Source organism: Burkholderia anthina, from assembly GCF_902498995.1.
GTDB lineage: Bacteria > Pseudomonadota > Gammaproteobacteria > Burkholderiales > Burkholderiaceae > Burkholderia > Burkholderia anthina.
The window spans coordinates 1-26,164 of the sequence record NZ_CABVLY010000047.1 but is presented as its reverse complement, the minus strand read 5'-3'; the positions used below and the strand labels follow the sequence as shown (position 1 = coordinate 26,164).

Here is a 26,164-nt window from a genome sequence, read left to right as displayed (position 1 = left end):
CGGCCCGCGTGCGCCGTTTTCGTGAGCGCGTGCGCCGGCGCCGACGACGCACACACGGTGGACGGCGCGTCGCTCGCCGGCGCGCTCGCGCGCAACGTGACGGCGCCGCTCGCACTGGCCCGCGCGCTCGCCGATGCGACGCCCGACGCCGCGCGCGGCGACGAAGCGCTGCGTGCGTGCGCGATCCACGTACTGGATCAGGCCCTGTTTCACCCGGCACCGGCGCAGCTGTCGCACGCGCTGATGCAGGCCGCGCTGAACCGCGCGACCGCCGCGCTGGCGCTGGCGCTCGCGCCGAAGGTGCGCGTCGCGGCGCTCGTGCGCGGCCACGCGCCGCACGCGGACGACATCGCGGCGGCCGCCTGCTATCTCGCGAGCGCGCCCGGCGTGACGGGCGCGACGCTGACCGTCGATGGCGGCGAGCACCTCGTGCCGCCCGCCGCCGGCCCGAATGAATGAACCGCGCGGATCGCGCGGCCTGATCACCGCCGCCCGCGCCGCTTTGCGTGCGCGCACGCCAATTTGACTGGGACGACCATGTTTTCCGCTCTCCTGCACCCCCGCCTCGCGGACTGCCGCAGGCTCTACCTGCGCGACTACGAGGTGCACATCAACATCGGTGCCTTCGAACACGAGAAGCGCGGCGAGCAGCGCGTCGTCATCAACATCGACCTGTTCGTGCCGCTCGCGCTGTCCACCCCCGTCGACGACCGGCTGCACGAAGTCGTCGACTACGATCTGATGAAACAGAGCGTCACGCGGTGCGTGGCGCGCGGCCACATCCATCTGCAGGAAACGCTGTGCGACGCGATCGCCGCGCACCTGCTGGCGCACGACACCGTGCGCGCGGTACGCGTCCGTACCGAGAAACCGGACGCCTATCCGGACTGCGACGCCGTCGGCGTCGAAGTCTTTCGCATCAAGGACGAGGAGCGCGCATGAACGCCCCCCACATGAATGACCCGGCGGCCGAAGGCGCCGCCATCGAAGCCACCGTCGCCGAAACCGGCCGCCGCGCGCTGACGCGCCGCGAGCAGAAGGAAGCGTACGAGAACAACAAGCTGTTCAAGCGGATCGTGCGCCAGGTCGGCCAGGCGATCGGCGACTACAACATGATCGAGCAGGGCGACAAGGTGATGGTGTGCCTGTCGGGCGGCAAGGACAGCTATGCGATGCTCGACGTGCTGCTGCGCCTGCGCGAGCGCGCGCCGATCGACTTCGACATCGTCGCGGTCAACCTCGACCAGAAGCAGCCGGGCTTCCCCGAGCACGTGCTGCCCGAGTACCTGACGCAGATCGGCGTGCCGTTCCACATCGAGAACCAGGACACCTACAGCATCGTCAAGCGGCTCGTGCCCGAAGGCAAGACCACCTGCTCGCTGTGCTCGCGGCTGCGCCGCGGCATTCTGTACCGCGTAGCCGGCGAGCTCGGCGCGACCAAGATCGCGCTCGGCCACCACCGCGACGACATCCTGCAAACCTTGCTGCTCAACATGTTCTACGGCGGCAAGCTGAAGGGGATGCCGCCGAAGCTGCAGTCGGACGACGGCAGGAACGTCGTGATCCGCCCGCTCGCGTATGTGAAGGAAACCGATCTCGAGAAATACGCGGAGTTGCGCGAATTTCCGATCATCCCGTGCAACCTGTGCGGCAGCCAGCCGAACCTGAAGCGCGCGGAAATGAAGGCGCTGATCCGCGAATGGGACAAGCGCTTCCCGGGCCGCGTCGACAACATGTTCAGCGCGCTCTCGAACGTCGTGCCGTCGCACCTGATGGATACGACCCAGTTCCCGTTCGCGTCGCTGCGCGCGACCGGTGAAGCCGATCCGCAGGGCGACATCGCGTTCGACGAGGAACCGTGCGCATCGGGCGACGCCACCGCCGCGCCGGGCGCCGCGAAACCGATCTCGATCGTCCAGTTCGACGACCTGTAAGCAGGGTCCAAACATCGCCGGAACGGGGCCGGGCGCGCCCCGTTCCGGCACTGTCGCCCCGCCGCGACAGGCCCGGTACGACAGGGGCCGCATGCTAAAATGGACGGCTTCGAACTCCCTGACCAAGCGCGCGCCATGAATATCGTGATTTTGGCGGCAGGCACCGGCAAGCGCATGCGTTCCGCGCTGCCGAAAGTGCTTCATCCCCTGGCCGGCAGGCCGCTCCTCTCCCATGTCATCGCCACCGCGCGCACGCTGCAGCCGTCGCGGCTCGTCGTCGTCGTCGGGCATGGCGCCGAGCAGGTCCAGGCCGCGGTCGCCGCGCCCGACGTCCAGTTCGCGGTGCAGGCCGACCAGCTCGGCACCGGCCACGCGGTGCGCCAGGCGCTGCCGCTGCTCGATCCCGCGCAACCGACGCTCGTGCTGTACGGCGACGTGCCGCTCACCCGCGCCTCCACGCTGCGGCGCCTCATCGACGCCGCGCGCGAGGGCCGCTACGGGATTCTGACTGTCACGCTCGACGATCCGACCGGTTACGGCCGCATCGTGCGCGACGCGTCCGGCTTCGTCACGCGCATCGTCGAGCAGAAGGACGCGTCGCCCGAGCAGTTGAAGATCGCCGAGATCAACACCGGCATCATCGTCACGCCCACGGCCCAGCTGTCGATGTGGCTCGGCGCGCTGAAGAACGAGAACGCGCAAGGCGAGTACTACCTGACCGACGTGGTCGAACTCGCGATCGAGGCCGGTTTCGAGGTCGTCACCGCGCAGCCCGACGAGGAATGGGAAACGCTCGGCGTGAACAGCAAGGCGCAGCTCGCGGAGCTCGAGCGCATCCATCAGCGCAACGTCGCCGATGCGCTGCTCGTCGACGGCGTCACGCTCGCCGATCCGGCCCGCATCGACGTGCGCGGCGTGCTGCGCTGCGGCCGCGACGTGTCGATCGACGTGAACTGCGTGTTCGAAGGCAACGTGACGCTCGCCGACAACGTGACGATCGGCGCGAACTGCGTGATCCGCAATGCGTCGGTCGGCGCGGGCACGCGCATCGACGCGTTCACGCACATCGACGGCGCCGAGCTCGGCGCGCACACCGTGATCGGCCCGTACGCGCGGCTGCGCCCGGGCGCGCAGCTCGCGGACGAAGCGCACGTCGGCAACTTCGTCGAGGTGAAGAACGCGGTGATCGGCCACGGCTCGAAGGCGAACCACCTCACCTACATCGGCGACGCCGACATCGGCGCGCGCGTGAACATCGGCGCGGGCACGATCACCTGCAACTACGACGGCGCGAACAAGTTCCGCACCGTGATCGAGGACGACGTGTTCGTCGGCTCGGACACGCAGCTCGTCGCGCCGGTACGCGTCGGCCGCGGCGTGACGATCGCGGCGGGCACGACGATCTGGAAGGACGTCGCCGACGGCATGCTCGCGTTGAACGAGAAGACGCAGACCGCGAAGAGCGGCTACGTCCGCCCGGTCAAGAAGAAGAGCTGAACCTTTTGCGGACGCCCGGGCGGCGTCCGCGTCGACTTAAAGGATTGACCATTCATGTGCGGCATTGTCGGCGCAGTTGCGCAACGTAATATCGTTCCGGTGCTGATCGAAGGATTGCGGCGCCTCGAATACCGTGGCTACGACTCGTGCGGCGTCGCCGTGCTCGAGCCCGGCGCACCGAAGCGCGCGCGCAGCGTCGCGCGCGTCGCCGATCTCGACGCGCAGGTGCGCGAATCGCATCTCGAAGGCACGACGGGCGTCGCGCACACGCGCTGGGCGACCCACGGCGCGCCGGTCACGCACAACGCGCACCCGATCTTCTCGTCGAATGCGCTCGCGCTCGTTCACAACGGCATCATCGAGAACTTCGAGCCGCTGCGCGACGCGCTGCGCGCGAAGGGCTACGAATTCGTGTCGCAGACCGACACCGAAGTGATCGCGCACCTCGTGCACAGCCTGTATCGCGGCGACCTGTTCGACGCCGTGCGCGAAGCCGTGCAGCAGCTGCACGGCGCGTACGCGATCGCCGTGATCCACAAGGACCAGCCGCACACCGTCGTCGGCGCGCGCCAGGGTTCGCCGCTCGTCGTCGGCCACGGCGACGGCGAGAACTTCCTCGCGTCCGACGCGCTCGCGCTGGCCGGCAGCACCGACCGCTTCACGTTCCTCGAGGAAGGCGACATGTGCGAGCTGTCGCTCGACGGCGTGAAGATCGTCGACCGCCACGGCGCGCTCGCACAGCGCGAGATCCGCGTCGTCAGCGCATACGGCGGCGCAGTCGAGCTGGGCCCGTATCGCCACTTCATGCAGAAGGAAATCTTCGAGCAGCCGCGCGCGATCGGCGACACGGTGCCGCAAACCGAAGCCTTCGATGCGACGCTGTTCGGCGCTGCCGCGCCCGCCGCGTTCGCGGACATCGACAGCCTGCTGATCCTCGCGTGCGGCACGAGCTACTACTCGGGCCTCACCGCGAAATACTGGCTCGAATCGATCGCGAAGATCCCGACCCAGGTCGAGATCGCGAGCGAATACCGCTACCGCGAATCGGTACCGAACCCGCGCCAGCTCGTGCTGGTGATCTCGCAGTCGGGCGAGACGGCCGACACGCTCGCCGCGCTCAAGCACGCGCAGTCGCTCGGCCACACGCATACGCTCGCGGTCTGCAACGTCGCGACGAGCGCGATGGTGCGCCTCACCGAGATGCAGTTCCTCACGCACGCGGGCACCGAGATCGGCGTCGCGTCGACGAAGGCGTTCACGACGCAGCTCGTCGCGCTGTTCGTGCTGGCCGCGACGCTCGGCAAGCTGCGCGGGCACGTCGATGCCGCGCAGGAAGCGGAATTCCTGAAGCAGTTGCGCCACCTGCCGGCCGCGCTGAACAGCGTGCTCGCGCTCGAGCCGCAGATCATCGCGTGGTCGGAAGAATTCGCGCGCAAGGAAAACGCGCTGTTCCTCGGCCGCGGGCTGCACTACCCGATCGCGCTCGAAGGCGCGCTGAAGCTGAAGGAAATCTCGTACATCCACGCCGAAGCCTACCCGGCCGGCGAACTGAAGCACGGGCCGCTCGCGCTCGTCACGGAAGCGATGCCGGTCGTCACGGTCGCGCCGAACGACACGCTGCTCGAGAAGCTGAAATCGAACATGCAGGAAGTGCGCGCGCGCGGCGGCGAGCTGTACGTGTTCGCCGACGCCGACACGCAGATCGTCAACGACGACGGCCTGCACGTGATCCGGATGCCGGAACACTACGGGCCACTGTCTCCGATCCTGCACGTCGTGCCGCTGCAACTGCTCGCGTATCACACGGCGTGCGCGCGGGGTACCGACGTCGACAAGCCGCGCAACCTCGCGAAGTCGGTGACGGTGGAGTAAGGCTACCTGGCCGGACGGGCCGTCGCCGGCCCGTCCGAACGTCGTATCGGTGGGCAGCCGGCCGTTTGGCCAGGTCGAAATATATACCACGTAGTGGTATATAATCCTGTGCTAGCTCGACTGGCTCGACATGTCTGCTTCCGTACGACGCGTCTTCAAGACGAAGTGGTTTCACAAGGCAGCCGGAAAAGCGGGAATCGCCGATGGCGAACTCTGCCGCGCGGTGCGGGAGCTGGCCCGCGGCCAGGGCGTCGATCTCGGCGGCAACGTCTGGAAGAAGCGCCTCGACGGGAATCGCCAGCGCGCAATCGTGCTGGGCAGGATCGGGGACACGTGGGTGTTCGTGTTCCTGTTCGCGAAATGCGATCGCGACAACATCGACGCCCGTGAACTGCGTGCCTTCAGAAAGCTCGCCGCGGATGTCGGCCGACACACCGACAGCGACATCGCGACGCTGGTTACCCTGAAAGAGTGGGTGGAGATTTGCAATGGCTAAGAGTCGATTCAAGAGCGACGCGACGGAGGCGATCCACAGCGCCGCGTCGGGCCTTTATCGCGCGCAACTGATCGACAAGAAGACGATGCGCGAGTACGACGAGCTCTGCATCGAAGCCGCGCCGCAGTTCGATCCGGAAGCGATCGCCCGGATCCGCAAGTCGGTCAACGTCAGTCAGAGCGTGTTCGCGCTCTACCTGAACACCACGACTTCGACGATCCGCCAATGGGAACAGGGCGACAAGCGGCCGAGCGGCATCGCCGCGCGCATGCTGCAGATCATCGAGAAACACGGGCTCGAGGTGTTCTCCTGAGCCGGCATTCCCCGAATGCGCATGAGCGGCCGCGCCCCGCACCGGGCATCGCAACGCGTGCGAGCCGCAAGGAATATGACGGAGAGACAATGGTAAGACTGTTTGGATGCGGATTGCTGGCGCTGACGTTCGCGTCGACGGGCTGGGCCACCGAGCACTACGTCGAAGTCTGGAACCCGCCCGAGGCACGGCTGCCGGCCCCGCACGCGCCGGACGCCCGTACGCCGGCCGCGCACACGGGCGCCGACGCGCATACCGGCAGCAAGGCCGCGGAAAAGCACGCGAGCGTGCAGCCGAAAGCCGCCGCGAAGCCGCACAAGCGCCGCGTCGCGCAGGCCGTCAAAGTCGTGCCGCATCACCCGAGCGCCGCCACGGTGGAAACGCCGGGCACGCCGCGTCCGGTCGCACAGCCCGCACCGGGCCGGCTCACGGTGATGCAGCCGGCCACGCCCGACACGCCGCACGCACTCAATTTCTCCAATATCCCGCGGCAATACACGCCGGACGGCAACGTGCTGCGTGTCGGCACGGGCAACCGTTCCGCGGAGGTGACTCGATAATGGAAGCGCAGACCTATCTCGGCTACCAGATCTGGGGCCACGCGATCCTGCAGCAGGACGAAATCCTGCAACCCGAACGCTTCGCGGCGAGCGGCACGATCACGCAGAACAACCGGCTCGTCGAAGCGTCGGGCGTGCTCGGCGTGTTCGACACCGAGGACGACGCACGCGAAGCGGGGCTCGAATGGGCCCGCGCATGGATCGACAACCACCGCTGAACCTCGCGCGGCGCGGCGCGGCCCGGGCCGGCGTCGCCCTTCCCGCCTGTTCACGTTTTCGCGGCGGCGCTCCGCTGCCCGCCGCCTTGCATCACCCTTCATCGTCTTGCCCCTCCTTGCTTGCGTTTCATCACCCGGCAAGAGACTCGTTTTTCGGGAGCAAGCTCAGCGTGCTTCGTCCGATCTGGCTGGAATCCGGTTGAAGCGGCCTATCACCGTACCGGCCTACTGGAACGTTATCGACGCATGGGTGCAGCCCATCTGCTCTCTTTGCCCCCCATGTTCAGGGCGCCCTTCTCTCGAAAGTTGGAGCCTCCACCAATCCGGGGCCGTTCAGGAAAACCAATCATATCCGTCCCGCGCAAGCGAGCTCATCCCTAACGTCGGGATGAGCAATGTCGACCATTCGGCTGACGCGCTGTTTCAGACTCAGTCCGCGCAAGTCGGCCGCCCCGAACTCCGTCACAATCAGGCCGACGTCACTCCGTGACGTGCTGACCGGACCGTTCAGTTGCGCAACGATTCGGCTCCGCGCGTGACTCATGGACGGCAATGCGATAATCGGCACCCCGCCTCGCGAGCGGGCGGCGCCGCGCAAGAAATCACCCGCGCCGCCCACTGCGCCAAGGTAGGTGCCGTTGGCGACCTCGGCGTTCACCTGCCCCGTCAAGTCGACTTCAATCGCGGAATTGATCGCGACGAATCGATCGATGCGGGACAACACGTCCGGATGATGGACGTAGTCCGTCGAGCGCATCAGCAAATGGGGATTGCGATGAGCAAAGCGATGCAGGACATCGCTTCCTATCAGGACCCCCGCAACAGTCTTGCCTCTGTCAATCGACTTGCGCGCATTGGAAATCACACCGCAATTCATCAGTCTCGCCACGCCATCGCCAATGCTCCCGGAGTGCACGCCGAGGTCGCGATGCGCGGTCAGGCTGCCGAGCACGGCATCGGGAATCGAACCGATGCCCGTCTGCAGGGTCGCGCCGTCCTCGATGTATCGGGCCACGTGCCGGGCAATCCGTTCATCGCAGGATGTGGACGCAGTGCGTGCCTGCTCCAGCACCGGTCGATCGGACAGCAGGACCGCGTCGAACCGGTCGAGCGCCAGCGACCGCTCGCCGTAGACCCATGGCGCCTGCCGGTTAACTTCGGCGATCACGACTCGTGCACTGTCGAGAGCGGGCAGCAAATATTCATGCGCGAGACTGAGGCTGTAGCGCCCCGCCTCGTCAGGTCCCGCCACCTGCAGCAGCAACACGTCGACGCGCAACGCACCGTCCCGCAGCAATGCAGGCAGTTGCGAGTAATGACATGGCAGCACGTCGAGCACCCCGGCATTGGCCAACGCGCGATTCGCCCCTGATCCGCCATAGCTGACGAATTCGACATAATCGGCATGCTCCGCGCGGCACGCGTCGCTCGACGCGATCCCCAATACCACGCGGAATCGCCCGATCCGTTCTCGCTGCGCCATCAACGCACGCGTAAGCGGTAGTGGTTCCGCGTTGGCCTGCCCCCACAACACCGTGTCGCCTTCCCGCACCCATGTCGCGAGATCGAACGACTCCTGAACCAGATAATGTGTCATCGAACCTTCGGCCGAAAAGCGGCAGGCACACGGCAACGCCGTGCGCCCGTAACAGGCCCTAGATGGCCGACGGATGACGCGCCAGCGGCGTCACCTGAATCGTCATATACGGAAACAGCGGCAGCGAAGACAGCAACTGATGCAGCTCGTCGTTACCCTCGACATCAAAGACGCTGATATTCGAATACCGGCCGACGACACGCCACAGGTGCGGCCACTTGCCCGATTTCTGAATCTCGATTGCTTTCGCCTTCTCCGCCGCCTTGATCTCCTCCACGCGGTTCGCATCGAGCGTGGCCGGAATGTTGACCTGCATTTCTACGCAAAACAGCATTTTTCGTCTCCTGTTCGAATGAATCTGAAATTCGCCGGCATCGACATCAGCGCGAGTTCTTCCCCAGACTGGTCGCGACAAGCACGCCGCTACGCGAAAAGATGTTCGTTTCCACCGAATACCTTCGGGTCATCGAACGCGTGATCGCACTATCGAGCAACATCCAGTCGTTCACGTCGAACGAACCACGGTGAAACCGCATCGAGAATTCGCCCGAACCGGGCTCGAAGCTCGCGGCTTCGGCCGGCGTCCGGCCTGCCTCGACGGCGACGGGTGTATGGCTGACCGCGATATACGTCAATGCAGCCGCACACCACGCGCCCCCTGCCGGCAACGGATGCCTGAGCCGACACCAGACACGCAGTCGGACATTGCCAGCTTCGCCGGGCTCCGGCAGGGTCGCGATCCATTCACGGATTTCCGCGAACGGCATGCGGCGTTCAACACGTCGCGTGGCGTCCATCGGCGCCGGCCCGGCAACCGCCGCATCGCTCGACGCGTCTTCCGCATGGGCCGTCCCGCATGCCGCCGCGCATGCTTCCGTCTCCGCGAAAATCACCTGCATGCGGCCCAGCATATCCAGCCCTTGCACGGCATAGACGTCCCGACACACGTTGCCGGCCTTCGCGCCGGCAGACTCGACCGCGTACTCCAGCCCCTCGCCCGAACGAGGCTCTCCCGAGATGCTCAGTTCCAGCGCGCGTACGCGACGACGCCCGATCGACTGGGCCGCGGCCCATACTCCCTGCCCCGCCATCAGGCCGGCGCCGAACATCGGGCGGGACTCGAAATGAACGAAGCAGCTTCGATAAGAACGCTCGCCTGTGCTGGACACGGGCAGCAGGATCGTCAGATCGTCATATCCCGACGATGCAAACGGGTGATCGCATGATTCGTGCATGACGCTATGCCCGCGAATCATTCGTCCGGCTGCGGCAGGACCGGTTCGGTGCGAAACGGCTTGAGCTTGCCGATAAAGGTCTTCCCGTGCTCAAACCAGGCCCGGCGAATATCCGAATCGAGATATTGCCGGTAGGCGGCGTCGTTCTCGAACCAGCATTCGCCGATGGCGTCGACGTGACCGATATCGAAGAACGGCACGTGCGTATCGGCAGGCTGTTCGGCCACGTACCGCACCTCGTATTTCAACAGGCCGGGTACGTCGCGGGACATTTCATCGTGCCGCGCGCACTCGCGCCTGAATTGCTCGTTCGACATGCCTTCGGGTTTGACGAGCAGATAGAGCATCCGGATCATTTCTTTTCCCTCTTTGAAAACGGGTATGCCGCAAGCAAACCGCGTCGATGACATCAGTCACCGCCGTGGGCCATGGCGCCGGCCTGCGGTGCGACACCGGCGCCGCTCAGGCTCGTGTCCAGTTCGTCGAGCTTGACGCCGCGAGTCTCGGGCAACATCAGGATCGCGAGCACCGAGATCGCGTATGACCCGAGGCAGAACAGGCCGATAGCCGTGGCCAATCCGGTGCGCGCCGACAGGATGCCGACGCCCGCCACCGCGCTCGCGCCCACGGACTTGCCGACGTTGTATGCGAAGCCCATGCAAGTGGTTCGAACATTCGTCGGGAACAGTTCGCTCAAATACGGCCCGAGTGCGGCAAACATGCCGATGGACAGAAACCCGACCCAGAATCCCATGATGCTGGCGAGCGCCGGGCTGAGCGCCACGAACATGTAGCAGACCGTCACGATCCAGCTGCCAAGCGATAGCGCGATCAGCGTGGGACGCCGCCCTACCTTGTCCGCGAGATATGCCGACACCGCAAATCCGCAGAAGGAACCAAACGCCATGATCAGAATGGTCGTGATGAGCGACCCCGGCGCAACATGGCGCTCGATCAGCAACGAGGGCAGCCAGACCAGGATCGCGTAGCATCCGGCCTGCAGCCCGATCACCAGCAGACTGGCCAGAATGGTCGACCGCAGATACTGCGGATCGAACGCCGAAGACAGCGAAGCGCGCGGCGCCGCGGTATGCCTGGATTGCTCAAACAGCTCCGACTCCTTTACGTTGCGCCGGATAAACAGCACGACACTTGCAGGAATGACACCGCTCCAGAACGCGACGCGCCAGGCCATCTCTTTCGGCAGATGCGTCAGCAGGATCGTGGCGACCAGAACGGCAAGCGCCCAGCCGAGCGCAAACCCGGATTGCACGAAGCCCATCGCCTTGCTGCGGTACTGCGGGCTGGACGCTTCGGCCATCAACGCGGCCCCTACGGCCCACTCGCCGCCGAATCCAAGCCCCTGAAGCGTGCGAGCGACCAGCAATTGCTCGTATGACTGGGCGAAGCCGGCCAGCACGCCAAAGAACGTGAACCAGAGGATCGTGAAAATCAGTACACGGACCCGCCCGTAGCGATCGCTCATGATGCCGGCGACCCATCCGCCGATAGCCGTGACCACCAGCGCGACGGTGCCGATGAGTCCGACCTGGCCCTTGCTCAGCGCCCACGTCGCCATCAGCGCGGGCAACAGAAAGCTGAACATCTGCATGTCGAACGAGTCCAGCGCCCATCCTGAATAACATGCCCAGAATGTCTTCTTCTGCTGCGGCGTACCGCGTCTGTACCATTCAAACATTTTCCGTCTCCATTGCAGTCGTTATATTTTCTGTGCCGTCTCCGGCAGAGATCGTCCTGTCCTATGCAGGCTGCGACGCGTCCAATAACGAGAAATCGAGCGGGATTCCAGTCGCCGCCTGAAGGGTCGACGGCGTCTGGCCGTCGACGATTTCGATCACGAATACGCCGTCCTCGCGAATCTCGAGTGTGGCGAGATCGGTATAGACCCGGCTCACGCAACCCAGCCCCGTCAGCGGATACGTGCAGCGGGGCAGCAGTTTGCTTTTTCCGTCTTTGGTCAGGTGGTCCATCATCACGAAGACCCGCTTCGCGCCGATCGCCAGATCCATTGCGCCGCCAACGGCCGGAATGGAGTCCTCTTCGCCGGTGTGCCAATTCGCGAGATCGCCATTTGCCGACACCTGAAAAGCACCCAGCACGCAAAAATCCAGATGGCCGCCACGCATCATCCCGAACGAATCGGCGTGGTGAAAGAACGCCGCGCCACGTCCGAGCCTGATCGCTTCCTTGCCGGCATTGATCAGGTCCCAGTCTTCCTGTCCCGGCTCCGCCGCGGCCCACTGACCTAGCACCCCGTTCTCGCTATGCAGGATCACCTCCTTGTCGCGCCCGAGATGATTGGCGACGAGCGTCGGAAGGCCGATGCCGAGGTTCACGTAAGCGCCGTCGGGAATGTCGCGCGCGACGCGAGCGGCCAGCAGATTCCGCGCTTCTCGATTCATTTCGTTCTCCGTCTTCGCTACGTTCAATGCGTGTGGCCGTCGCCGCGAACCACCACGCGGCTGACAAAGATGCCGGGCGTGACAATCGTTTCCGGATCCAGCTCGCCGAGTCCGCGCACCTGCTCCACCGCGGCGATCGTGGTCTTCGCCGCCATGGCCATCACGGGAGCGAAGTTGCGGGCCGTCTTGTTGTAGACCAGGTTGCCCCACCGGTCGGCGGCCTTCCCGTTGATCAGCGCGAAATCGACGTGAATCGGATATTCGAGAACGAAGTCGCGATCGTTGATTCGGCGCGTTTCCTTGTTCTCTGCCAGCATCGTTCCGAAACCGGTCGGTGTATAAAACGCACCGATTCCGCAACCGGCGGCCCGCAGGCGCTCCGCCAGATTGCCTTGCGGAACGACCTCCAGTTCGATGCGTGCGGCGCGGTACAACGCCTCGAAAACGTAGGCGTCTTTCTGACGGGGAAACGAGCACAGCAACCTGCGGACGCGGCGCGCCTTCAGCAATGCCGCCAGCCCGGAATCGCCGTTGCCCGCGTTGTTGCTGACCACCACGAGTTCCTTCGCGCCCTGCTCGATCAACGCATCGATCAGTTCGTCGGGCATGCCGGCCCCGCCGAAACCGCCGACCGCGATCGTCGCGCCGTCGGGTACATCATGAACGGCGTCCAATGCCGTGCTGCATATCTTGTTGATCATGTCCGTCGATTCTCTCGGCCTGTGGCAGGAGCGCTACGGTCATTCGCGACGCTCGACCCACGTAGCGTGCCACGCGCTCGATCCACTCACAATTTGGGGTTCCGCAAGCACCATTAAGCTGGGGTTAAGACCCTCCGCCGGATCAATCCGAGGGGCGGGAAATGCGCTGTCCGCCGCTCGCGAACGCACGCGAGCGACGGATTCAGGCCATGTTTGGAATGCGTGGAAAACCGGACGTTTTCCGGATTGCTGCAGGCCCTTCCCGGCCTCGCTGCCGGAAAGATGGATACCCTGCACCGGTCCCGCGAGACGCGCGTCGACGACGACGCGCGGCTCTCGCGTATGCCGTCAGACGGAGCCGTTCGCGGAGTAGCGTTCGATCAGGCGATGCGCGAACTCGCGCGCGAAAGCCGACAGGCCGTCGAGATCGCGTGCGCACACCTGAAACGTTCGCAGCGCCCATGGATCGCGCAACACACACGAGCCAATCGGCTGGTCTCCTTTCAGTCGCACAAAGGCGGCCTGCGGAACGATCGCGATTCCCGCTCCCGCGCCGACCATGCGACAGATTGCATCGTAGCTCGCGACATGGACGCGTATCGTCATCGGCTTGTGCGCCACCGACGCCGCCCGGTTCAGGAATATCTGGATTGCGCTTCCTTCCATCAGCGCGACGAACGAATAAGCGAGCGCTTCCTCGAACGATACGTCCGTGTTCTCCAGAAGCGGATGCCCCAACGGGGCAATCAGGACCAGCGTGCTGGACACGAACGGTACGGTCTGCAAACCGTCGGTCGTCACGTTGCCGGAAATGATGCCGAGATCGGCAGCGCCCTCGCGCACGATGCGCACGATCTCGTCGCTCAGACGCTCGCGTACGTCGATATGGATATCCGGATGAGCCTTCAGGTAATCGCCGATGACGGGCGGCAGATATTCGGTGACGGCCGTCGTATTCGCGACGAGCCGAAGATGGCCTGTCAGCCCCGGCGCGAACCGCTGCAGGTCGCCTGTCAGCTTCTCCAGCTCGGAGAGCACGACGCGCGCATGCTGCAGGTAAACCTGGCCGGCATCGGTGAGCGCAACGCCTTGCGGCGAGCGTTCGAGCAGGCGAATGCCGAGCGTGTCCTCGAGATTCTTGATCCGATTGCTGACCGCGGGCACCGACAAGAACGACCGCTCCGCGCCGCGTGTCAGGCTACGGGTTTCCGCAACATTGACGAACAGGCGGAAATCGGTGATATCAAACGATACGGCCATCTTTGTGTCTCGGTTTCAGCTTCCGGAGCCGTCATCATAACGGGGCACCGGAGGAACCGCGCATTGCGCACGACGTTGCCACCGGCCGCGCGCGACGCCACGCACGAGCCGAAATCACCAGGCCGCCGGTTCGAACCGAAACCCCTGCCCCTCGCGGCGAATATAGCCGCAATGCGGTTCGCCGAAGTGGACGGGCAACAGAAGCGCTTCCCGGTCGGCGGCACGGTTCAGGCATGCGAGGCGAGTCTGGCGCGCAACGTCAGGCCAGATGCAATATCCGGAATTCACATCGGGACGCACGATCTGCAGCGGACTATGAAAAATGTCGCCGCAAAAAATGCCCTCTTCGTCGCGCGAACGCACGCGGAACGCGACTTGTCCCGGGCTGTGCCCCGGTGCCGGCTCGACGATCAGGCAATCCGCAATCTCGCGAGCCGGATCGATCATTTCCGAGAGTCCTTCATTGACGATCGGCATCACGCTATCGAAGAACGACTCGCCAAATACATCGACGACACCCGGTTCCTTGTTGCGCCCTTCGTCGCAGAAGACGAAGTCGTCCTTCGGCAGGTAATAGCGTGCGTTCGGAAACGTAGGCACCCACCGGTTATCCTGCCACGTGGTGTTCCAGCCGACGTGGTCCGCATGCAGGTGCGTCATCACCACGTGAGTGACCTTTTCCGGCGGCGCACCCGCCGCGATCATCCACTCCTTGACCAGCGTATTGAGCATGTTCATTCGCGCGATTCCGGGCCGGGGCTTGAAATTGCCTACCCCCGTATCGATGACGATGATATTGCCGCCGGCATGAACGACCCAGAACTGAATGGTCACGATCAGCTTGTTCATGTGCGCGATCCAGTGATTGGGCGACATCAGCGCGGCATGATCGTCCAGCACCGAACGGTCGATATCGGGAAACAGGAATGCCGGATCGTGAGTCGGGCCGGCGTATTCGAGAATACGCGTGACTTTCAGGTCGCCAATCATGCGGGACTGCATCATATTCCTGTCTCCTTGATTCGCTGCTGCGAATTGTCTGTCGTATGGGTCACGCGCCCGGCAGGCCGTGCACGCTCAAATCACTCGACGCGCTCGAACAGCGCCGCCACGCCCTGGCCGCCGCCCACGCACATCGTCTCCAGCCCGTAGCGGCTGCCGCGCCGCGACATTTCGTGCAGCAGCGTCGTCATGATACGCAGGCCGGTCGCGCCAATCGGGTGACCGAGAGAAATGCCCGAGCCGTTGACGTTGATATTCGAAAGGTCGTCGATGCGCCACTGACGCAGGACGGCGAGCACCTGCGCGGCGAAGGCCTCGTTCACCTCGATCAGGTCGACGTCGCCCAATGTGAGCCGCAATCTCCCGAGGAGCTTCCCGACGGCCGGCACGGGGCCGATCCCCATGCGTGCGGGATCGCAACCCGCGGCCGCCCAGCCCGCCAGCCGCGCAAGCGGCCGGAGGCCGTTACGTCTTGCATAGTCTTCGCTGACGACCAGACACCCGGCCGCCGCATCGTTCTGCTGACTGGCGTTGCCGGCGGTCGTGACGCCGCCCGGCAACAAAGGCTTCAGCGCCTGCAGGCGCTCCATCGATACATCGGCACGCACGCCTTCGTCCTGCCGGATCCGCTCGACGCCCCCTTTCCTTTTCACGTCGACGGCGATCACCTCGGCATCGAAACGTCCATCGCGCCAGGCCGCGGCCGCACGCTGATGGCTGAGTACCGCGAGCTCGTCCGATTCTTCACGGGTGATGCCGTAGTCAACGGCCAGATTTTCGGCGGTCTCCGGCATGCCCGAAATGCGCCCGAATCGGGACGCCGGTTGCGAGCGCTCCCGCCCGCGCTCGAGCCGGTCGTGCAGTGTCACCGACCCGCTGCGCGCGCCCCAGCGCATGTCGGTCGTGTAGTACTCGATGTTGCTCATGCTTTCCACCCCCGCCGCAAGCACGGCATCCGCGACACCGGTCTGCACGGCCGTGGCGGCATTGATCAGCGCCTGAAGGCCGGACCCGCAGCGGCGGTCAACGGTATACCCGGGCACCGTGACGGGCAATCCGGCCAGCAGCGCCGCATAGCGGCCCATGCACGGCGCTTCGCTGGACGCGTATGACTGCGACACGATCACCTCGTCCAGCGTGTCAGGGCTGATCCCGGTGCGGGCCACCAGCGCCTTGATGACTTCTGCGGCCAGCACGTCCGCGGTAAGCGGCGCAAGCGCGCCGCCGAACTTGCCTATCGGCGTTCGAAGGGGGGAAACAATCAGGGCGTCACGCATCGGCAAATCCGGTCCGGTCGATTTCTTCGGGCCCCCAGCATGACCGGGATGATCCGCCAGGCCAATTTTGCTTTGCAAAAGCGCCCTTTCGGCGGCTTTAAGACGGCCGGCATCCGAACCTCGCCACGCGTCGACCTTGCCGCGCATCCGCTCGCCGGTCGGCGGACCGGTTGCCGCCCCGCCGGTCGACCCCGTCGCGTCTCGCGGACCTTTAGTTTTCGGCAAAGTCCCCTTTTGGAAACGTAGATTGTCAATCGCGCCGGCGCTGCCCAACATGCCGGCAGCGTGACAAGGCGCAAGCCGCCGCCGCGTCCGCGCGTGATCGACTGACAAAACCTGGGAGACCGCTCTTGGACTGGCTCGAAGTCAACGGAACCGTTCTCAGATACGAACTTCGCGAAGGCGATTTCCGGCCCATCGTGTTGATTCACGAGATGGGCGGCGCACTGGAAAGCTGGGATCTCGTCTGGTCGCGCCTTCCCGCCGACCGGACGTTACTGCGCTACGACACGCGTGGCGCCGGCCTGTCGGAGAAACTGCTGGAAGCCCCCGACATCGATACGCATGTCGACGATCTGGCCGCCCTTCTCGACGCGACAGGCATCGCCGAGCCGGTGGTGCTGGCAGGCGTGGCCGTCGGCGCCGGCATCGCCATCCGCTTCGCGTCCCGCTATCCGCATCGGGTTCGCTCGCTGATCGCAATGGCACCTGCTTGCGGCGTCGCGCCCGACACGCGGGAACGCACCCTCGCTCGCGCCGGTGCGCTCCGGAAGGAAGGGCTGCGCGATCTGCTTCCCGCACTGCTCGAACTGACCTGGCCTGTTCAGCTACAGACCGACACAGCGCGATACCGGACGTTTCGGAATCGATGGCTGACCGGCGATCCCGCGAGTTTTGCCGGCATCTTCGCAATGCTGGCCAACATGAATCTCGACGACGACATCGCAAGGCTTCCGGCGCCGAGCGTACTCGTCGCGGGCACATTCGACCGATTGCGCCCGCCGGCCGAAATCGATCGGCTCGCCCGCCTGGCACCCGGCGTCCAGTCCATTCACGTCGAGTCCGGTCACTTCATGCATCTACAGAGCCCGAAATGGGTCGCAACGCTCATCCGGCAGTTCGACTCGTCCGGCAGCGACGGCGCCGGGATGTATCGGGCGTTCATGGCCGACGACCGCAACAGGTGCGGGCTCGTTCAGCACTGCGCCTGACGTGCCGCCGGGCCGGGTACGGGAGACACGCATGTCGAAACATCGTGCGGCTGCGTGGTGAACCGGCACGAATGCGCTTGACCTTCCCACCATGGCAAGCTTCATGATGGGTCTGCTCGTCAATCGTCAACTCAGGAGAACACGATGGAATTCGAAGTCCAGGACATGACCTGCGGCGGCTGCGCCAATGCGATCACGCGCGCCGTGACGGCCGCCGACCCCGCCGCGAAGCTCGACATCGACGTCGCCGCGAAGATCGTCAAGGTCGAATCGGCGCAAGGCGCCGAGCGCGTGCAGTCGATCATCGAGGCCGCGGGCTTCCACCCGGCGCTGCGCACCGCCTGACGCACGCGGGCGCATCGCCGGCCGGCGACGCGCCCGCGCGCTGCCTCAGCGCAGCCGGATCAGCGTCGACTTCAGCTCGGTGTATTTCTCGAGCGCGTGCAGCGACTTGTCGCGGCCGTTGCCCGACTGCTTGTAGCCGCCGAACGGGAAGTTCATGTCGCCGCCCTCGTCGTAGCAGTTCACCCATACCGTGCCCGCGCGCAGCCGGCGCGACACCTCGTGCGCGGTCGTCAGGTTCGACGTCCACACGGCCGCCGCAAGCCCGTACTCGGTATCGTTCGCGATCCGCACCGCTTCGTCGACGTCGTCGAACACGATCACCGACAGCACGGGCCCGAAGATCTCCTCGCGCGCGATCTTCGCGTCGGGCTTCACCTCGAACACCGTCGGCTCGACGTAGAAGCCGCCCGTCTCCTGCTTCACGCGCGTGCCGCCCGTGACCAGCCGGCCCTCGCTACGCCCCGCGTCGATATAGCCGAGCACGCGCTCGAGCTGGATTCCGTCGACGATCGCGCCCATCGACACCGACGGATCGAGCGGATTGCCGGGCACGTATGCGCGCGCGGCCGCGACCAGCTTCCCGATGAACGCATCCTTGATGTCGCGATGCACGAGCAGGCGCGAACCGGCCGTGCACATCTCGCCCATGTTGTAGAAGATCGCGCCGGCCGCGGTCTGCGCGGCGCGGTCGAGATCCGGGCAATCGGGCAGCACGATGTTGGGCGACTTGCCGCCGAGTTCGAGCCATGCGCGCTTCAGGTTCGACTGCGCGGCGTACTGCATGATCAGCTTGCCGACCGCGGTGGAACCGGTAAACGCGATGCAGTCGACGTCGCGATGCAGCGCGAGCAGCTTGCCCGGCTCGCCCGCGCCGGGCACGACGTTGAACACGCCAGCCGGGATGCCGGCCTCGAACGCGAGCTGCGCGACGCGGATCGCGGTCAGCGGCGATTTCTCCGACGGCTTCAGCACGACGCTGTTGCCGGCCGCGAGCGCCGGGCCGAATTTCCATGCGGCCATCAGGATCGGGAAGTTCCACGGCACGACGGCCGCCACCACGCCGACCGGCTCGCGCGTGACGAGCCCCACGAGATGATGGTCGGCCGGCGCGACTTCGCCGCCGACCTTGTCGATCGCCTCGGCGAACCACTCGACGCAATACGCGGCGCCCGGCACGTCGACCGTCGTCGTGTCGCCGATCGGCTTGCCGGCGTCGAGCGTCTCGAGCAGCGACAGTTCGTCGAGATGCTCGCGCATCAGCGCGGCCCAGCGCAGCAGCACGGCCTTGCGCGCGCGCGGGTTGAGCCCGGCCCATATGCCCGCGTCGAATGCGCGGCGCGCGGCGGCAACGGCCGCGTTCACATCGGCTTCGCCGCAGTCGGCCACCTTCGCGAGCACGCGGCCGTCGATCGGGCTCACGCAGTCGAACGTCTTGCCGCCATGCGCGTCGCGCGACGCGCCGTCGATGAATGCGCGCCCTTCGATCTCGAGCGACGCCGCCTTGTCCTGCCAGTCAGCCAAAGTCAACTTGTTCATTCAGGATGCCTCAATGGTGGTGGCATTCGCGCTACGGCATGCCGCACAACGGCGACACGGCCGGCGGCGAATGCGGGGATGCGCGGTCAGAAGGTCGCCGGCGAATTGGCCGACACGACCTCGCAGAGCTGTTCCGCGCTGGGATTGCGAAAACGGTGCGGCAAACGGCTTTCGAAGTAGTAGCCGTCTCCGGGGTCGAGCAGCCACGTCGCGCCGTCGACGGTCAGCTCGAGCCGGCCCGCGACGACGATGCCGCCCTCATGCCCCGCATGCACGAGCATCTCGGGGCCGGTATCGGCAAGCGGCTGATAGACCTCGCGCATGATGCACATGTTGCGGTCCTTCACGCCCGCGCCGACGAGATGGAAAGCGAGCGCATCGTTGCCGAGGTTCGGCATCTCGTCGCGGCGCGACACGACCGAGCGCGATTCGACCAGCTCGAACGTGAAGAACTCCGCGAGACTCATCGGGATGCATTCGAGCAGCTTCTTCAGCGAGCCGACCGACGGGCTCACGCGGCCCTGTTCGATCAGCGAGATCGTGCCGTTGGTCACGCCGGCCCGCTTCGCGAGTTCGCGCTGCGACAGGCCATGCTTGTTGCGCACGAAACGCAGGCGCTCGGCGACTTCGGTGGACATCGATTCGGTTTCGGACACGATAGGAGTGCGGTGAAAAAGTGAAACGACGCGTTAGGCAGCCGTTGAATATTCTAATCACTTTATCCCGCGCATCAGAAGGGAAAACCCTGCAAGGTGTTCGAAATAATGAACACCCCTCGCATCATTCCGTTTACGAATATTTTGTTCGCAGTGCTCGGGAAACCCCTGACACGCGAGTCTCAAAAAACATTTGACGCCGTTTTTGGCTCGTATATGCTGGCTCTCAGGTCAGCGTCATTGGCCATTCATCGGTAGCAAAAAACGTTATCGCAACGCACAAATTGATGCCGATCAATGTAAATGACGCAGATCCGGCACCTCGATTATTTTAAACGCCCAGCGCGCCGAAACGATCAGGTGTTCAATACTTTCAACAAACCAGTCGAGTGTAATCGTGAGAGTCCGTGGCCCTCTGGTGAGGTGGGATCGAGGCGATGTGCGAAGTTTGCGCAGCGCTGCTCCCGCTTCCGATGGCAGTTGCGGCTGGCATAGTCCTCGCCTGCTGCACCTGTCGATCTACACCATTCTGTCCCGTCGTTCCGTTCGGCGTCACAACGCTGTCTCCGCACGGGCATTCGTGGCCGTCGATACCGACGAAGTCGCGTCGCTGCTGCCATAGCGCCTCTCCCCCTTTTCTCGTCGTTCGTTTCTGCTGCCTGTTCGTCGATGCGCATCGTCGGTGCGTTGACGGAACGCGTTCGCGCATTCGCTGCCGCGGCGCGCGCAATGAAACGAACGACGGCCTGACCGTCGCGCGCAGCGCGGATCGCCACACCATCCCGCTGCGCCCATTCATCAGCGGCCTTGCGCTTTTCGCCAGGCTGCGGGGCGGTGTCGCGCCTGCGTTTTGCCAGCTTCCGCACGATGCACGCGACAGCCCTACGGACAACTGATTGACGTCATGGAAAGGAAACCTCTCGTCGGCATCACTGCCGACCTCACGCAGATCGGTGCGCACGCGTCGCATACGGTTGGCGACAAGTACGTCGCCGCGATCGTCGACGGCGCGCATGCGCTCGCCATGGTGTTGCCCGCGCTCGGCGATCGCCAGTCGATCGACGACGTGCTCGATACGGTCGACGGGCTGCTGTTTACCGGCAGCTACTCGAACGTCGAACCGCACCTGTACGGCGGCGAGCCGAGCGCGCCCGGCACGAAGCACGACCCCGCACGCGACGCGACCACGCTGCCGCTGCTGCGCGCGGCGATCGCCGCAGGCGTGCCCGTGCTGGCCGTGTGCCGCGGCTTCCAGGAGCTGAACGTCGTCCACGGCGGCACGCTGCATCAGCGCGTGCACGACGTGCCGGGCCTCGCCGATCACCGCGAGGACGACGACGCACCGATGGACACGCAATACGGCCCCGCGCACGCGGTGCGGCTGACGCCCGGCGGCGTGCTGCACACGCTCGCCGGCGGCCGCGACGACGTCCACGTGAACTCGCTGCACAAGCAGGGCATCGCGCAGCTCGGCGCCGGCCTCGCCGTCGAGGCCGTCGCGCCGGACGGCCTGATCGAAGCCGTCAGCGTCGTCGATGCCCCGGCGTTCGCCCTCGCCGTGCAATGGCATCCGGAATGGCGGCATGCACAGGACCCGCTGTCGAGCGCGATCTTCCGCGCATTCGGCGACGCCTGCCGCGAACGCCGCCATGCCCGCACGCGTGCCACGGCCGCCACCGCGCTCGCCTGAGCGCACCGACCCACATAACGAGAACAGACATGCAAGACATCGAAGACTTTCTGAAGCAGCACCGGATCACCGAGATCGAGGCGATCATTCCCGACATGGCCGGTATCGCGCGCGGCAAGATCACGCCGCGCAACAAGTTCACGTCCGGCGAATCGATGCGGCTGCCGCAGGCGGTGATGGTGCAGACCGTCACCGGCGACTATCCGGAAGACGGTTCGCTCACCGGCGTGACCGATCCCGACATGGTGTGCGTGCCCGACACGTCGACCATCCGCCTGATCCCGTGGGCCGTCGATCCGACCGCGCAGGTGATTCACGACTGCGTGCACTTCGACGGCTCGCCGGTCGAAATCTCGCCGCGCTACGTGCTGCGCCGCGTGCTCGATCTGTACAAGGCGAAGGGCTGGAAACCGGTCGTCGCACCGGAGCTCGAGTTCTACCTGGTCGACATGAACAAGGATCCGGATCTGCCGCTGCGTCCGCCGGTCGGCCGCACGGGCCGCCCCGAGACGGGCCGCCAGTCGTATTCGATCGAGGCCGTCAACGAATTCGATCCGTTGTTCGAGGACATCTACGAGTACTGCGAATCGCAGAACCTCGACATCGACACGCTGATCCACGAAGTCGGCGCCGCGCAGATGGAGATCAACTTCATGCACGGCGATGCGCTGTCGCTGGCCGACCAGGTGTTCCTGTTCAAGCGCACGGTGCGCGAGGCGGCGCTGCGTCACAACATGTACGCGACGTTCATGGCCAAGCCGATGGAAAACGAGCCGGGCTCCGCGATGCACGTGCACCAGAGCATCGTCGACGAGGAAACGGGCCGCAACCTGTTCACGTCGCCGGAAACGGGCGGCGCGACGTCTCTGTTCTACAACTACCTCGCCGGCCTGCAGAAATACACGCCCGCGCTGATGCCGATCTTCGCGCCGTACATCAACTCGTACCGCCGGCTGTCGCGCTTCATGGCCGCGCCGATCAACGTGCAGTGGGGCTACGACAACCGCACGGTCGGCTTCCGCATCCCGCACTCGGGCCCGGCCGCGCGCCGCATCGAGAACCGGATCCCGGGCGTCGACTGCAACCCGTATCTCGCGCTGGCGGCCACGCTCGCGGCCGGCTATCTCGGCATGACGCAGCGCCTGGAGCCGACCGAGCCGCTCGTCAGCGACGGCTACGACCTGCCCTACCAGCTGCCGCGCAACCTCGAGGAAGGCCTCACGCTGATGGCCGCGTGCGAGCCGCTCGGCGAGATTCTCGGCCACAAGTTCCTGAAGGCGTATTTCGCGCTGAAGGAAACCGAATACGAAGCGTTCTTCCGCGTGATCAGCTCGTGGGAACGCCGTCATCTGCTGCTGCACGTCTAAGCGCGCGCACAACGCACTACCGAAATACGGAGGAAACATGACTTACCGCAACGAATCCGCGTGGATCCAGCCCGCCGCACCCGCGGCCCGCACGACGCAGGCGCGCTCGACCGCCGAATACCGCGCGCTCGACGCCGCGCACCACATCCACCCGTTTTCCGACATGGGCGCGCTGAACCGCGCGGGCAGCCGCGTGATCGTGAAGGCCGACGGCGTCTATCTGTGGGATTCCGACGGCAACAAGGTGATCGACGGGATGGCCGGACTCTGGTGCGTGAACGTCGGCTACGGCCGCAAGGAACTCGCCGACGCCGCGTATCGCCAGCTCCAGGAACTGCCGTTCTACAACACGTTCTTCAAGACGACGCACCCGCCGGTGATCGAGCTGTCGGCGATGCTCGCCGAAGTCACGCCCGCGGGCTTCAACCACTTCTTCTATTGCAACAGCGGCTCGGAAGGCAACGACACCGTGCTGCGCCTCGTGCACCAGTACTGGCGCGTGCAGGGCAAGCCGCAGAAGAAATACGTAATCTCGCGCAAGAACGGTTATCACGGCTCGACGATCGCCGGCGGCACGCTCGGCGGGATGGGCTACATGCACGAGCAGATGCCGTCGAAGGTCGAGCACATCGTGCACATCGACCAGCCGTACTTCTTCGGCGAAGCGCAGGCCGGCGAGACGCCCGAGGCATTCGGCCTCGCACGCGCGCAGCAGCTCGAAGCGAAGATCCTCGAACTGGGCGCGGAGAACGTCGCCGCGTTCATCGGCGAGCCGTTCCAGGGGGCGGGCGGCGTGATCTTCCCGCCGTCGACGTACTGGCCGGAAATCCAGCGGATCTGCCGCAAGTACGACATCCTGCTGGTCGCAGACGAAGTGATCGGCGGGTTCGGCCGCACCGGCGAATGGTTCGCGCACCAGCATTTCGGTTTCGAACCGGACCTGATCACGATGGCCAAGGGCCTGACGTCGGGCTACGTGCCGATGGGCGCGGTGGGCATTCATGAGCGCATCGCGCGCCCGATCATCGACAACGGCGAATTCAATCACGGCCTCACGTACTCGGGCCACCCGGTCGCCGCGGCCGTTGCCGTCGCGAACCTGAAGCTGCTGCGCGACGAAGGCATCGTCGAGCGCGTGAAGCGCGACACCGGCCCGTACTTCCAGGCGCTGATGCGCGAGACCTTCGCGCGCCATCCGATCGTCGGCGAAGTGCACGGCCACGGGATGGTCGCGAGCCTGCAGCTCGCCGAATCGCCGGCCGAACGCCGCCGCTTCAAGAACGGCGGCGACGTCGGCACGATCTGCCGCGACTTCTGCTTCAACGGCAACCTGATCATGCGTGCGACCGGCGACCGGATGCTGCTGTCGCCGCCGCTCGTGATCTCGCGTCAGGAAATCGATGAACTCGTATCGAAGGCGAAGAAGGCCGTCGATGCGACCGCCCAGCAACTGGGCATTTCGTAACGGCTTTGCCTACGGGCGTGCGGCGGGCGCCGCACGCCACCATAACCCAAGGGAATTCCACCATGCGTGCCTGCTTTCTTCGCCAAGCCTGTTCCGTTGCGGCCCTTGCCGCAGTGGCTGCGTTCACGTCGGTCGCCAGTCCGTCGGCGCACGCCGAGGACCTGAACGTCTACAACTGGTCCGATTACATCGCACCGGACACGATCCCGAACTTCCAGAAACAGACGGGCATCCACGTCAAGTACGACAACTACGACAGCGACGACACGCTGCAGGCGAAGCTGCTGGCAGGCAGCTCGGGCTACGACATCGTCGTGCCGACCTCGAACTACATGGCCAAGCAGATCCAGGCAGGCGTGTACCAGAAGCTCGACAAGTCGAAGATCCCGAACCTCGCGAACCTCGATCCGCTGCTGATGAAGATGATCGCCGACGCGGATCCGGGCAACCAGTACGGCGTGCCCTGGGCCTACGGCACGGACGGCATCGGCTACAACGTGCAGGCGGTGAAGAAGGCGCTCGGCGACAAGGCGCCGGTCGACAGCTGGTCGCTGGTGTTCGATCCGGCCAACATGGAAAAGCTCAAGGGTTGCGGCGTGTCGATTCTCGACCAGGCCGTCGACGTATTCGCGGCCACGCTGCAATACATGGGCAAGAATCCGAACAGCACGAACCCGGCCGACTACCAGGCAGCGTTCGAAGTCCTGAAGAAAGTCCGCCCGTACATCACCCAGTTCAACTCGTCCGGCTACATCAACGATCTCGCGAACAACGACGTGTGCGTCGTGCTCGGCTGGTCGGGCGACGTCGGCATCGCGCATCGCCGCGCGGCGGAAGCGAAGCGTTCGTACGACATCAAGTTCTCGAACCCGAAGGAAGGCGGCCTGCTGTGGTTCGACGTGATGGTGATCCCGAAGGATGCGCCGCACCCCGAAGCCGCGCTGAAGTGGATCAACTACGTGTCCGATCCGAAGGTCAACGCGGCGATCACCAACACGGTGTTCTACCCGACCGCGAACAAGGCCGCGCACCCGTTCGTCACGCCGGCCGTCGCACAGGACCAGACGGTCTACCCGCCTGAAGACGTGCTGAAGAAGATGGTGCTGATGAAGCCGATGCCGGCCGACATCCTGCGCCTCCAGAACCGTCTGTGGGCACAGTTGAAGACCGGCCACTGATCGCAACCCGTCACGGCGGCGCAGGCATCGGCTGAACGCCTGCCCGCCCGGGATCCGCGGACGAACGTCCGCCCGCGCACGCCGCGCGCCCCTGTTCCATCCGGCACGAGCCGTTGTCCGCGAGTCGCGTTGCGCGCCTCGTGCGGGGACGCTCACGCCTGCAATCCGTGAAGAACGAATGGTGACTCCCATGCAATCGATACCCTCTTCCGCTGCCGCACGCCATACCCAACCGGCCGCCGTGGCCCGTTCGACGAACGACGCCTTCGTGCGCATCGAAAACGTCGTGAAGAAATTCGGCGACAGCACGGCCGTCGACAACGTGAACCTG

General features: G+C 65.2%; 28 protein-coding genes and 1 pseudogene. 17 read left to right on the top strand and 12 right to left on the bottom strand.

The window, feature by feature from the left end; all coding sequences use genetic code 11:
• The 9 genes from BME24068_RS34120 to BME24068_RS34080 all read left to right on the top strand — a co-directional run.
• Nucleotides 1-459 (top strand): Rossmann fold domain-containing protein (locus BME24068_RS34120; protein WP_342356241.1); only part of this gene is annotated, 459 nt, incomplete at its 5' end.
• Nucleotides 460-537: 78 nt separating this feature from the next.
• Nucleotides 538-942, top strand: a complete 405-nt coding sequence (locus BME24068_RS34115) for a dihydroneopterin aldolase (protein ID WP_096508897.1) — start codon at nt 538-540, stop codon at nt 940-942.
• Nucleotides 939-1,934 carry a tRNA 2-thiocytidine(32) synthetase TtcA gene (ttcA, locus tag BME24068_RS34110; protein WP_174928725.1) on the top strand — a complete coding sequence of 332 codons (996 nt, stop codon included), beginning with the start codon at nt 939-941 and terminating at the stop codon, nt 1,932-1,934. The genes BME24068_RS34115 and ttcA overlap by 4 nt, the downstream gene beginning before the upstream one ends.
• A 135-nt stretch (nt 1,935-2,069) precedes the next feature.
• On the top strand, nt 2,070-3,431 hold the full coding sequence (gene glmU, locus BME24068_RS34105) for a bifunctional UDP-N-acetylglucosamine diphosphorylase/glucosamine-1-phosphate N-acetyltransferase GlmU (protein WP_174928724.1): 1,362 nt from the start codon (nt 2,070-2,072) through the stop codon (nt 3,429-3,431).
• Between the two features lie 54 nt (nt 3,432-3,485).
• The gene (gene glmS, locus BME24068_RS34100; protein WP_096508900.1) at nt 3,486-5,303 is read left to right on the top strand and encodes a glutamine--fructose-6-phosphate transaminase (isomerizing); all 1,818 of its coding nucleotides are present in this window, start codon (nt 3,486-3,488) and stop codon (nt 5,301-5,303) included.
• 130 nt (nt 5,304-5,433) lie between these two features.
• Nucleotides 5,434-5,799, top strand: coding sequence for a type II toxin-antitoxin system RelE/ParE family toxin (locus BME24068_RS34095; protein ID WP_096508901.1), 366 nt, complete (start codon nt 5,434-5,436; stop codon nt 5,797-5,799).
• Nucleotides 5,792-6,112, top strand: a complete 321-nt coding sequence (locus tag BME24068_RS34090; RefSeq protein ID WP_096508902.1) for a helix-turn-helix domain-containing protein — start codon at nt 5,792-5,794, stop codon at nt 6,110-6,112. The genes BME24068_RS34095 and BME24068_RS34090 overlap by 8 nt, the downstream gene beginning before the upstream one ends.
• Before the next feature lie 89 nt (nt 6,113-6,201).
• Nucleotides 6,202-6,672: a hypothetical protein gene (locus BME24068_RS34085; protein ID WP_174928723.1), complete on the top strand. Its 471-nt coding sequence runs from the start codon at nt 6,202-6,204 to the stop codon at nt 6,670-6,672.
• A complete protein-coding gene (locus BME24068_RS34080; RefSeq protein WP_096508904.1) occupies nt 6,672-6,890 on the top strand; it encodes a hypothetical protein in 219 nt (72 codons plus the stop codon). The genes BME24068_RS34085 and BME24068_RS34080 overlap by 1 nt, the downstream gene beginning before the upstream one ends.
• A 346-nt stretch (nt 6,891-7,236) precedes the next feature.
• Here the strand turns inward: BME24068_RS34080 and BME24068_RS34075 are convergent, their stop codons facing one another.
• The 10 genes from BME24068_RS34075 to BME24068_RS34030 all read right to left on the bottom strand — a co-directional run bounded on the left by BME24068_RS34075 (nt 7,237) and on the right by BME24068_RS34030 (nt 16,385).
• Nucleotides 7,237-8,487, bottom strand: coding sequence for an acetyl-CoA hydrolase/transferase family protein (locus BME24068_RS34075; protein WP_096508905.1), 1,251 nt, complete (start codon nt 8,485-8,487; stop codon nt 7,237-7,239).
• Nucleotides 8,488-8,545: 58 nt separating this feature from the next.
• The gene (gene catC, locus BME24068_RS34070) at nt 8,546-8,821 is read right to left on the bottom strand and encodes a muconolactone Delta-isomerase (protein ID WP_096508906.1); all 276 of its coding nucleotides are present in this window, start codon (nt 8,819-8,821) and stop codon (nt 8,546-8,548) included.
• Between the two features lie 46 nt (nt 8,822-8,867).
• The gene (locus tag BME24068_RS34065) at nt 8,868-9,722 is read right to left on the bottom strand and encodes a thioesterase family protein (RefSeq protein WP_174928722.1); all 855 of its coding nucleotides are present in this window, start codon (nt 9,720-9,722) and stop codon (nt 8,868-8,870) included.
• Nucleotides 9,723-9,739: 17 nt separating this feature from the next.
• On the bottom strand, nt 9,740-10,069 hold the full coding sequence (gene mmlI, locus BME24068_RS34060) for a 4-carboxymethyl-4-methylbutenolide mutase MmlI (RefSeq protein ID WP_239007776.1): 330 nt from the start codon (nt 10,067-10,069) through the stop codon (nt 9,740-9,742).
• Between the two features lie 62 nt (nt 10,070-10,131).
• Nucleotides 10,132-11,421 (bottom strand): MFS transporter, encoded by a 1,290-nt coding sequence (locus BME24068_RS34055; protein WP_096508909.1) that lies wholly within the window; start codon nt 11,419-11,421, stop codon nt 10,132-10,134.
• A 61-nt stretch (nt 11,422-11,482) separates the two neighbouring features.
• Nucleotides 11,483-12,145, bottom strand: a complete 663-nt coding sequence (locus tag BME24068_RS34050; protein WP_174928721.1) for a 3-oxoacid CoA-transferase subunit B — start codon at nt 12,143-12,145, stop codon at nt 11,483-11,485.
• 23 nt (nt 12,146-12,168) lie between these two features.
• Nucleotides 12,169-12,846, bottom strand: a complete 678-nt coding sequence (locus BME24068_RS34045) for a 3-oxoacid CoA-transferase subunit A (protein WP_096508911.1) — start codon at nt 12,844-12,846, stop codon at nt 12,169-12,171.
• A 348-nt stretch (nt 12,847-13,194) separates the two neighbouring features.
• Nucleotides 13,195-14,106 carry a LysR substrate-binding domain-containing protein gene (locus BME24068_RS34040; RefSeq protein WP_096508912.1) on the bottom strand — a complete coding sequence of 304 codons (912 nt, stop codon included), beginning with the start codon at nt 14,104-14,106 and terminating at the stop codon, nt 13,195-13,197.
• A gap of 114 nt (nt 14,107-14,220) precedes the next feature.
• On the bottom strand, nt 14,221-15,111 hold the full coding sequence (locus BME24068_RS34035; RefSeq protein ID WP_174928720.1) for an MBL fold metallo-hydrolase: 891 nt from the start codon (nt 15,109-15,111) through the stop codon (nt 14,221-14,223).
• A gap of 77 nt (nt 15,112-15,188) precedes the next feature.
• On the bottom strand, nt 15,189-16,385 hold the full coding sequence (locus tag BME24068_RS34030) for an acetyl-CoA C-acetyltransferase (protein ID WP_174928726.1): 1,197 nt from the start codon (nt 16,383-16,385) through the stop codon (nt 15,189-15,191).
• Nucleotides 16,386-16,735: 350 nt separating this feature from the next.
• Between BME24068_RS34030 and BME24068_RS34025 the strand changes: the two genes are divergently transcribed.
• Both BME24068_RS34025 and BME24068_RS34020 read left to right on the top strand, forming a co-directional pair.
• Nucleotides 16,736-17,596, top strand: coding sequence for an alpha/beta fold hydrolase (locus BME24068_RS34025; protein WP_174928719.1), 861 nt, complete (start codon nt 16,736-16,738; stop codon nt 17,594-17,596).
• 144 nt (nt 17,597-17,740) lie between these two features.
• Nucleotides 17,741-17,941, top strand: a complete 201-nt coding sequence (locus BME24068_RS34020; RefSeq protein WP_021162112.1) for a heavy-metal-associated domain-containing protein — start codon at nt 17,741-17,743, stop codon at nt 17,939-17,941.
• 45 nt (nt 17,942-17,986) lie between these two features.
• Here BME24068_RS34020 and BME24068_RS34015 read toward each other — a convergent pair whose 3' ends face one another.
• Nucleotides 17,987-19,477, bottom strand: a complete 1,491-nt coding sequence (locus BME24068_RS34015) for an aldehyde dehydrogenase (RefSeq protein WP_174928718.1) — start codon at nt 19,475-19,477, stop codon at nt 17,987-17,989.
• 86 nt (nt 19,478-19,563) lie between these two features.
• Entirely contained in the window at nt 19,564-20,115 is a 552-nt protein-coding gene (locus tag BME24068_RS34010) for a cupin domain-containing protein (protein ID WP_096508923.1), read from the bottom strand.
• 457 nt (nt 20,116-20,572) lie between these two features.
• On the opposite strand from BME24068_RS34010, the gene BME24068_RS35215 reads away from it, so the two are divergent.
• The 6 genes and pseudogenes from BME24068_RS35215 to BME24068_RS33985 form a co-directional block, all read left to right on the top strand.
• On the top strand, nt 20,573-20,755 hold the full coding sequence (locus tag BME24068_RS35215) for a hypothetical protein (RefSeq protein WP_006402789.1): 183 nt from the start codon (nt 20,573-20,575) through the stop codon (nt 20,753-20,755).
• A gap of 282 nt (nt 20,756-21,037) precedes the next feature.
• On the top strand, nt 21,038-21,823 hold the full coding sequence (locus tag BME24068_RS34005) for a gamma-glutamyl-gamma-aminobutyrate hydrolase family protein (RefSeq protein WP_174928717.1): 786 nt from the start codon (nt 21,038-21,040) through the stop codon (nt 21,821-21,823).
• A gap of 29 nt (nt 21,824-21,852) precedes the next feature.
• Nucleotides 21,853-23,190 carry a glutamine synthetase family protein gene (locus BME24068_RS34000; RefSeq protein WP_096508919.1) on the top strand — a complete coding sequence of 446 codons (1,338 nt, stop codon included), beginning with the start codon at nt 21,853-21,855 and terminating at the stop codon, nt 23,188-23,190.
• A 37-nt stretch (nt 23,191-23,227) separates the two neighbouring features.
• A complete protein-coding gene (locus BME24068_RS33995) occupies nt 23,228-24,655 on the top strand; it encodes an aspartate aminotransferase family protein (RefSeq protein ID WP_096508920.1) in 1,428 nt (475 codons plus the stop codon).
• 62 nt (nt 24,656-24,717) lie between these two features.
• Nucleotides 24,718-25,833 carry a polyamine ABC transporter substrate-binding protein gene (locus tag BME24068_RS33990; protein WP_096508921.1) on the top strand — a complete coding sequence of 372 codons (1,116 nt, stop codon included), beginning with the start codon at nt 24,718-24,720 and terminating at the stop codon, nt 25,831-25,833.
• Between the two features lie 190 nt (nt 25,834-26,023).
• Nucleotides 26,024-26,164: pseudogene (locus BME24068_RS33985) on the top strand (polyamine ABC transporter ATP-binding protein); the annotation flags it as partial.